This window comes from Streptomyces sp. NH27 (assembly GCF_056859195.1).
Genome location: NZ_JACEGK010000349.1, coordinates 1 through 8394, shown reverse-complemented (window position 1 = coordinate 8394; position 8394 = coordinate 1). Strand labels below are relative to the sequence as shown.

General features: G+C 72.4%; 4 protein-coding genes. 2 read left to right on the top strand and 2 right to left on the bottom strand.

Annotated elements, in window-relative coordinates:
• Nucleotides 1-25: 25 nt before the first annotated feature.
• Nucleotides 26-2233: an alpha-L-rhamnosidase-related protein gene (locus AC13HU_RS25235; protein ID WP_483044232.1), complete on the bottom strand. Its 2208-nt coding sequence runs from the start codon at nt 2231-2233 to the stop codon at nt 26-28.
• Between the two features lie 332 nt (nt 2234-2565).
• On the opposite strand from AC13HU_RS25235, the gene AC13HU_RS25230 reads away from it, so the two are divergent.
• Nucleotides 2566-6582 (top strand): family 78 glycoside hydrolase catalytic domain, encoded by a 4017-nt coding sequence (locus tag AC13HU_RS25230; protein WP_483044231.1) that lies wholly within the window; start codon nt 2566-2568, stop codon nt 6580-6582.
• A 351-nt stretch (nt 6583-6933) separates the two neighbouring features.
• Nucleotides 6934-7911, top strand: coding sequence for a 2,3,4,5-tetrahydropyridine-2,6-dicarboxylate N-succinyltransferase (dapD, locus tag AC13HU_RS25225; RefSeq protein WP_483044230.1), 978 nt, complete (start codon nt 6934-6936; stop codon nt 7909-7911).
• A 208-nt stretch (nt 7912-8119) separates the two neighbouring features.
• On the opposite strand, the gene AC13HU_RS25220 is transcribed toward dapD, so the two are convergent.
• Nucleotides 8120-8394 (bottom strand): histidine phosphatase family protein (locus AC13HU_RS25220; RefSeq protein WP_483044229.1); only part of this gene is annotated, 275 nt, incomplete at its 5' end.

Below are 8394 nucleotides of genomic sequence, written 5' to 3'. Positions count from 1 at the left end.
GGCCCCACACCGTCCGATCGGCCGGTCAGCCGCGCCGGACCGTGACCGTCCTGCTGCCCGCCGGCACACCGGTCAGCGCGACGTAACCGCCGTCCCTGCGGGCGGAATAGGCGCGCGGTGTGCGGTCCCAGGCGGTCTTGCCGTCCACCTTCACGACGTAGGACCCGTCGGCCGGCACCGGCACCGCGATCTCGCCGACGGCGCCGCTCGCGGCGGTGACGGTCAGGTCGAACTCGCCGCGGCCGCGGTCCCGCCAGGACACGGCGATCACGCCGGCCGGGGTGGTCAACTGCCCCTCCGCGCGGCCGACTCCGCCCGGGTGCGGGGCGACGCGGTAGCCGGCGGTGCCGTCGTCGGCGGGAGCGATGCCCAGCAGCCGGAAGGTCAGTGCCGAGGTCGGCCCGGTGGACCAGCCGTGGGCGGCGCTCATGTAGGAGCCGGAGTAGTCCGAGCTGCCGTCGGTGCGGTAGCCCTCCCAGAACGTACTGGCCGTGCCCTGGGGCGCGTTGAGCATGTAGCCCCACTCCCGGCGGATCAGGTCGAGGGCGGTGCTGTCGCGGCCGGCCGCGAAGTGCGCGTGCACCTCCATGCCGCCGGGGAAGGGGTGCACCGCGTCGGCGCTCTTCTCCGGGGTGAGCGCGCCGACCGGCGTCCAGCGCGCGCCGAGCGCCTTGCTGATCGCGCTCGCCCGGTCCGCGTCCGGCACCAGCGCGAACCACACGGCCAGCGCGTTGCCGTCCTGCGGGTAGAGGGTGGAGCCGGGCTTGTCGCGGTACAGGCCCGCGCCGCCGTCCCAGTAACCACCCTTCTCTATCGCGGACTTGAGCGCGGCGGCCTTCGCGGCGCTCGCCGAGGCGGTCGAGGAGTCGCCGGCCGCCAGGGCGAGCGGGCCCGCGGTGACCAGCGCCCGGTACATGATGGCGTTGGCCTCGATGTTCTTGCCGTCGGAGTCGGCCCGCGCCCAGTCGGCGCTCGCCGTGACGTTCAGCAGCCCGTCGCTGTCGATCTTGGCGGTGATGTAGTCCAGCGCGGCCTTGTACTTGGGGTAGATCCCGGTCGTCCAGCTGGTGTCGCCGGTGAACTGCAGGTAGGAGGCGGTGCCGATGAGCGTCCACAGGTGGTAGGCGTCGGAGTTGCCGATGAAGTCGACGGCCGGGCCCGCGTAGGGGAGGGCGCCGCTCGCGGCCTGGTGGTTGTAGAGCGTCTGGAGGGAGTCGCGCACGGTCCGCATGTCGCCGAGCGACACGTAGTCGGTCAGTACGGAGATGCCGAGGTCGCCGGGCCACACGGTGCGGTCGCGCTTGGCGCCGTCGACGAGCACGGTGTCGCCGGACTCGCCGATCCTGGCGCCGTTGTTCCATCCGACGGCGGGCGGGCCCCACACCCGGCCCTGGTTGTTCGCCACGATGTTGGTCTGCACGGTGTAGGCGCCCGCGTACCAGATGCGGGTGAGCAGGTCGTCGTCGCAGGAGAAGTAGTTGGGGTAGGCCCGCAGGTCCGCCACGTTGGGGGCGAAGGCGATCTCGACGCAGACGCCGGTGAGGTCCACGGCGCCGGCGGTCTGGTTGATCACCGTCAAGTAGCGGAAGCCGCCGCGCAGTTGGCTCGCCGGGTTGTCGGCGGCGTCGGTGCCGGAGACGGGCACGGAGGTCTGCGTGCTGATCCGGCCGGCCGGCTGGGCGGTGTAGCACACCGGGGGCTCGTTGTTGGAGCCGCCGTTGGAGCCGTCGCTCGACGTGGTGCTGATGTAGGTGGACAGCTCGCTGTAGGTCAGGCCCACCTTCTGGTCCGCGTCCGAGCCGGCGCCGAGGGTGAGGGTGACGTAGCCGCCGACCTCCTTGCCGAAGTCGAGGGTGACCGAGGCGCCTGCGCCGCTGAGCCTCGTCGCGGCCGAACCGGACTTGCGCACAAGGTCCTTGGCGTTGCCGACGCTGCCGGTGGTGGAGTGCACCGCGACCGGGACCACGGTGCGGGTCGCGGGGGAGAGCTTGAAGGTGTCCCACCGCCCGCTCGGGGCGGCGTGCACGCCGGACGCCTTGCCGCCGGCCGACGATGCCGCGGCGGCCGGTACAACTCCGTTCGCGCCAGCGGGCGTTGCCCCGGACGCTGATTCGGGTGACGCCGCCTCGGCCGTCACACCGCGCATGGCCGCGGCGGCGACCACCGAGGCGGCACCCGCGCGGAGGATCATCCTCCGCTTCGGCCCGGCACCCGGTTCCGTGCTGTTCGACATGGTTCGCTCCTGTCGGGGCGCTGAGGTGGCCCGAGGGGATCTCGGATGCGGTCGCGGTCCGCGATCGACGCACCGGATTGAAATGTTTCAGCTCTGATCGGTGCACACGCTATCCACGGCGCACCGGCACGGCAACACTCGTGCGGCGACCAATTTTCGGTCAACTCGCGAGATCGGCAGGGCACTTACCCGCACATTCCCGCTGATATCCGCGCGTCGGGTTTCCCCGCCCCGTGCCGATCCGCGTCCGCACCCTTGTCCCCGGTGCGGGATTACCGGTAGGACGTGGCCTCGCGCATGAAACGTTATGGTTCCCAGTGGGGAGAAGCAGCATGACCGTGTTCGGACTTCGAAGAGGCCGCAGGAGACGGGCGGCGGTGCTGGCCGCGCTCGTCGCGACCGCGCTGGCCGTGCCCACCGCCGCGTCGGCGCAAGCATCGGGCGGGACCGCGTCGGGGCACGCGTCCGGGCACGCGTCCGGTGGGCCGCTCGCCCCGGTCGGGCTGCGCGCCGACGGCCAGGCGTCGGACGTCCTGACCGACGCCGCCCACCCGTCGTTCGCCTGGACGGTGCGCGACACCGGCCGGGCCGAGGCGCAGAGCGGCTACGAGATCCGGGTCGCGCCCGCCGCCCGGAGCGGCGGAAAGCGTCCGGCGGCGGCCAGTTGGGACTCCGGCCACGTCAAGTCCGCCAACTCCACCGCCGTGTCCTACGCCGGCCCCGCGCTCGCCGCCGGCCGGACGTACACCTGGACGGTCAGGACCTGGAACAAGGAAGGCGCCGCGTCCCCCTGGTCGGCGCCCGCCTCCTTCGACACCGGGCTGCCGGGCGCCGGCGACTGGTCGGCCTGGTGGCTGCGGACCGGCGACGGCGCGCTCACCCGGGGCGACTTCAAGGTGACCAGGCCGGTCTCCCGGGCCCGGCTGTACTTCGGCGCGCAGGGCATCGTGGAACCGCACCTGAACGGCGCCCGCGTGCAGCCGTCCGAAGTCCTCGACTCCTCGGTCACCGACTACAGCTCGCGCGTGCTCTACCGCGACCTGGACGTCACCGAGCAACTGCGCCAGGGCGCCAACACCCTCGGATTCATGGCGGCCAAGGGCCAGTTCAGCGGCCAGCCGGTCTTCGTCGCGCAACTCGACATCACCTACACCGACGGCTCCACCGCCACCTTCGGCACCAGCCCGTCGTGGCAGACCAGCGCGGGCCCGGTGACCGGTGAGGACTTCTGGTACGGCGAGACGTACGACGCCCGTAAAGCCGCGCCCGGTTGGGACGCGACCGGCCACGACAACAGCGGCTGGACGGCCGTGCACGCGCTCTTCCCGGTCGCGCACCAGGTGAGCCTGGCCCAGGGCAAGCCGGTCACCGCGCTGGACACCACGACCACCGCGGGCTGGTCACCGGCCGCGCTCACCGACGGGATCGACAACTCCGTCGATGCGTCCGAGGGCTACCACTCGAAGATCGAGACGACCGCGGACACCACCAAGTGGGTGCAGACCGACCTCGGTTCGGACCAGCGGCTGCGGACCATCACGCTCTTCCCGGCCCGCCCCACCAATGACACGGCCGGCGACATGATCGGCGCCGGTTTCCCCCTGCGCTACAAGGTCGAGGTCAGCGACGACCCGACCTTCGCCAAGGCGACCACCGTCACCGACCGTACCGGCGCCGACCAGCCCGGTCCCGGCACCTCGCCGGTCACCCTCAGCACCGACACCACCGCCCGCTACGTCCGGGTCACCGCCACCAAGTTGCCCTGCAACTCCGCCGGTTGCACCTTCCGGCTGGCCGAACTCGGCGTCTACGGCGCACACCCGGCGACCGGCTACGACGCCATGACCGCGCTCCAGGCAGACGTGACACCCCCGATCCGCGTCGTCCAGACGGTCGCCCCGGTCAAGGAGACCCGCCCCGCCGCAGGCGAGCGCGTCTACGACTTCGGCCAGAACCGCACCGGCTGGGTCACCATCAAGGCCGCCCGGCCCGCCGGCAGCACCGCGACCCTCACCCAGGGCGAGATCCTGGACGCGAGCGGCCAGGTGACGACCTCCAACCTCAGCTTCTCCGCCTCCGACCCGCCCCGGCAGACCAACCACTACACCTTCGCCGGCGCCGGCACCGAGACCTACGCCCCGCACTTCACCTACGCCGGCTTCCGCTACGCGGAGTTGACCGGCCTGCCCGACGACGCCCAGGTCACCGTGACCGCGCAGGTCGTCCACTCCGACGTCCCCACCACCGGGCAGTTCAGCACGTCGAACCCGCTGCTGAACAAGATCCAGGGCGCGGTCGCCCAGACCCAGCTCAACGACCTGGAGTCCATCCCGATGGACTGCCCGACCCGCGAGCGGCACGGCTGGCTCGGCGACGCGGGCGACACCGACCAGGAGGCGATGAGCAACTACGACATGCAGTCGTTCTACGCCAAGTGGCTCGGTGACATCCGCACCAGCGCCAACGCCGACGGCAGCGTCCCGTCCGTGGCGCCCGCCAACGGCGGGCAGGGCTCCTGGGCCACCGACCCGGCCTGGGGCACCGCCTACCCGCAGATCATCTGGGACGCCTACACGCAGTACGGCGACAAGCAGCCCATCACCACCAACTACGCGCAGGTCAAGGCGTGGGTCGACTACCTCGCCACCATCAGCGACGCCGACCACGTGGTGGTGAACTCCCCGACCTCTTGGGGAGACGACTGGCTGGCCACCGTCAGCACCCCGCACGGCTACTTCCAGACCGCCTTCTCCTACCTCGACGCGACCCTGCTGGCGAAGATGGCCGCCGTGGTCGGCAACACCGCCGACGCGACCCACTACAACGCCGTCGCCGAACAGGTGAAGACCGGCTTCCTCAAGCGCTACTTCGACGCCGGCACCGGCGTCTTCGGCAACGGCTCGCAACTGTCCTACGCGATGCCGCTCGTGCTCGGGCTCGTCCCGGCCGGCTACGAGCAGACCAGCCTCGACCGGCTGGTCCAGGACATCGCCGCGCACGGCGACCACGTCACCACCGGATTCGTCGGCACCACGTACGTCTACCAGGCGCTCGGTGCCTACGGCCGCAACGACGTCGCCCTCGCCGTCGCCGAACGCGCGGACTACCCGAGCTTCGGCTACATGGTGGACCAGGGCCCCGGCACCATCTGGGAAAAGTGGCCCAACTCCTCGGCGCCCGACGGGACTTCGTCCAAGGACCACATCGGGCTCGCCGGCTCCATCGGCCAGTGGTTCTACCAGCAGCTCGCCGGCATCCAGCCCGGCACCGGCACCGCCGGCAGCGGATACGGCAACCTCACGCTCGCGCCCAGCGTCGTCGGTGACCTCACGCACGTCTCGGCCACCCAGGACACCGTCCGCGGCACCGTCGAGAGCTCCTGGCAGCGCAACGGGAGCAACCTCACCTACCACGCGGTCGTCCCGGTCGGCGCCACCGCCACGATCCGGCTGCCACTGCTGGGCGGGCCCGGGTCCACCGTCCGCGAGAGCGGCCGCACCCTCTACGCCGCCGGCCACGCCGGACAGTCCGACCCCGGGCTGACCCTCGGCAAGGCCACCGACCAGACCCTGACGCTGACCGCCGGCTCCGGCGACTACACCTTCACCGTCACCGCGCCGAGCGCCTCGGTCACCCACCTGTCCGTCACCGCGACCGCCGACGCTCCCATCAAGGCCGGCGCGAGCGGCGACATCAGCGCGGTCGTGTCCGCGGCCGCCACGAAGTCCGGCTCCGCCGTGGTCGGTGCCAAGGTGCCCACCGGGTGGACCGCGACCGCGACCCCGGCGGCCATCCCGCTCACCCCGGCCGCCACGGTCACCCTCGCCACCGTCAAGCTCGCCGTGCCCGCGGACGCGGCCGGCGGGGTCTACGCGGTGCCGGTCCAGGTACGCGCGCCCGACGGCACGCTCGCCACCACCACCGTCCAGGTCTCCGTCTACGGCAGCTGGCCCGCCGGCACCACCGCGACCGCCTCCAGCTTCCACGCGCCCAACGTCGTCGACGGCGCCGCCCGCACCTACGAGCCCGGGAACGCCATCGACGGCGACACCGCCACCTTCTGGAACGACGACACGCAGGACGTCTATCCCGACACCCTCACCATCACCTCGCCCTCCGCCGTGACCCTCGACGGCGTCTCCTTCGTCTCCTCCCCCGACGGCGTCCCCACCGACTTCACCGTCCAGACCTGGGACGGCTCCCAATGGGTCACCCAGGCCACCATCTCGGGTAACTCCTCGGCCAGTCGCTGGATCCCCTTCGACGCCCCCGTCACCACCACGCAGCTCCGCATCGTCATCACCTCCGCGCAGAACAGCTTCTCCCGCGTGGTGGAACTGGCTCCCTGACGGTGCCGGACCCGCCCGGCTGCCCCGTCCTGTGGTTCGAGGGACCTTGCACCCGGTGGGTGGCTTGTCGCGCAGTTCCCCGCGCCCCTTCGGGGCGGCCTTCCTTCCGCGAAGGGAGCCGCACCCTCCCGGGGGCGCGGGGAACTGCGCGCGCAACCGCATCGCACCGGAGGTTGATCGTAGGACCGCAAGGGGCACTCACCCAGGGGCGCGGGGGCACCCCCTCCCATGCGAAGCTCTGGGGGGAGAACCGCGCCACCAGCCACCCACCGACAGGTGGTCCCGGGGCCGACAGCACCACGTACCCGGGCGGGTTCGCTCAGCTCGCGGCGAGCGACTAGCGTGCTGACCATGACTGATACCCGTCCCGGCGCCGTAGCCGTCGGCCTTGCCACCGTCGCTGACGACGGCACCGTCCTCGACACCTGGTACCCCGCCCCGGAGCTGGCCGAGCAGCCCGGCCCGGCGGGGACCGAGCACCTGACCGCCGAGCGCGCAGCGGAACTGCTGGGCGCGGCCGCGCCGAAAGCGCTCGGCCCCGACCCGCGCCGGGGGGTGCGGGTCGTCGCGGTCCGTACGGTGATCGGCTCGCTGGACGACAAGCCGCTCGACGCGCACGACGCGTACCTCCGGCTGCACCTGCTCAGCCACCGCCTGGTCCGGCCGAACGACCAGAACCTGGACGGCATCTTCGGCCTGCTCGCGAATGTCGCGTGGACCTCGCTCGGCCCGGTGCCGGTGGCGGGCCTGGAGGACGCCCGGCTCGCCGCGCGGGCGGAGGGCGCGCACCTGACGGTGTTCGGCGTGGACAAGTTCCCGCGGATGACGGACTACGTGGCGCCCGCCGGCGTACGGATCGCGGACGCCGGGCGGGTCCGGCTCGGCGCGCACCTCGCGGCCGGCACCACCGTCATGCACGAGGGCTTCTGCAACTTCAACGCCGGCACCCTCGGCACCTCCATGGTCGAGGGCCGTATCTCGCAGGGCGTGGTGATCGGCGACGGCTCCGACGTCGGCGGCGGCGCCTCGATCATGGGCACCCTCTCCGGCGGCGGCACCCAGCGCGTCTCGGTCGGCGAACGCTGCCTGCTCGGCGCGGAGTCCGGGCTCGGTATCGCGCTGGGCGACGACTGCGTGGTCGAGGCCGGGCTCTACGTCACCGCGGGCACCCGCGTCACCCTCCCCGACGGCCAGATCGTCAAGGCCGTCGAGCTGTCCGGCGCCGACAACATCCTCTTCCGCCGCAACTCCACCACCGGCAAGGTCGAGGTCCTCCAGCGCACCGGCTCCTGGGGCGGTCTCAACGCGGCCCTGCACAGCCACAACTGACGGAATGTCAACGAGGCCGGGCCTGTCCGCCGGGTCATGAGCGGCTGCCGCGCAGGGACGACAGCACCGGGCGGCCGTAGCGGGTGGTGAGCGCGGCCGCCGTCGCGGCGAGCGAGGCGGCCGGCGCCACCACCAGATCGGTGGCGCTGGTGTCGCCCCCACAGCGTCGCCCCCACCGCCGCCCGCGCAACCCACGCCGTGGTCGCGGCTACGCGGGGGCGTTGTACGTGATGAGGGAGACCTGCTCGGGGGTCATGCGGAGCTCGGTGAGGGCGCAGTTGTGGAGGCCGGGGAAGACGCGGCGGTATTCGCGCTCGGGGAGGCCGAGGAGGCGGCACAGGACCAGGCGGAAGAGGGTGTTGTGGGCGACGACGAGGACACGCCGGCCCGGGTGGTCGGCGGAGAGTCGGCGGAGTGCGGCGGCGCCGCGGGCCGCGGCGGCGAGGGGGTCCTCGCCGGAAGGGAAGGGGTGGGCGGCGGGGG

Bases quoted from the DNA above. Each gene is read 5' to 3' on its own strand.
- AC13HU_RS25235 (WP_483044232.1), bottom strand. From the start codon at position 2,233: ATGTCGAACAGCACGGAACCGGGTGCCGGGCCGAAGCGGAGGATGATC.
- AC13HU_RS25230 (WP_483044231.1), top strand. From the start codon at position 2,566: ATGACCGTGTTCGGACTTCGAAGAGGCCGCAGGAGACGGGCGGCGGTG.
- dapD (WP_483044230.1), top strand. From the start codon at position 6,934: ATGACTGATACCCGTCCCGGCGCCGTAGCCGTCGGCCTTGCCACCGTC.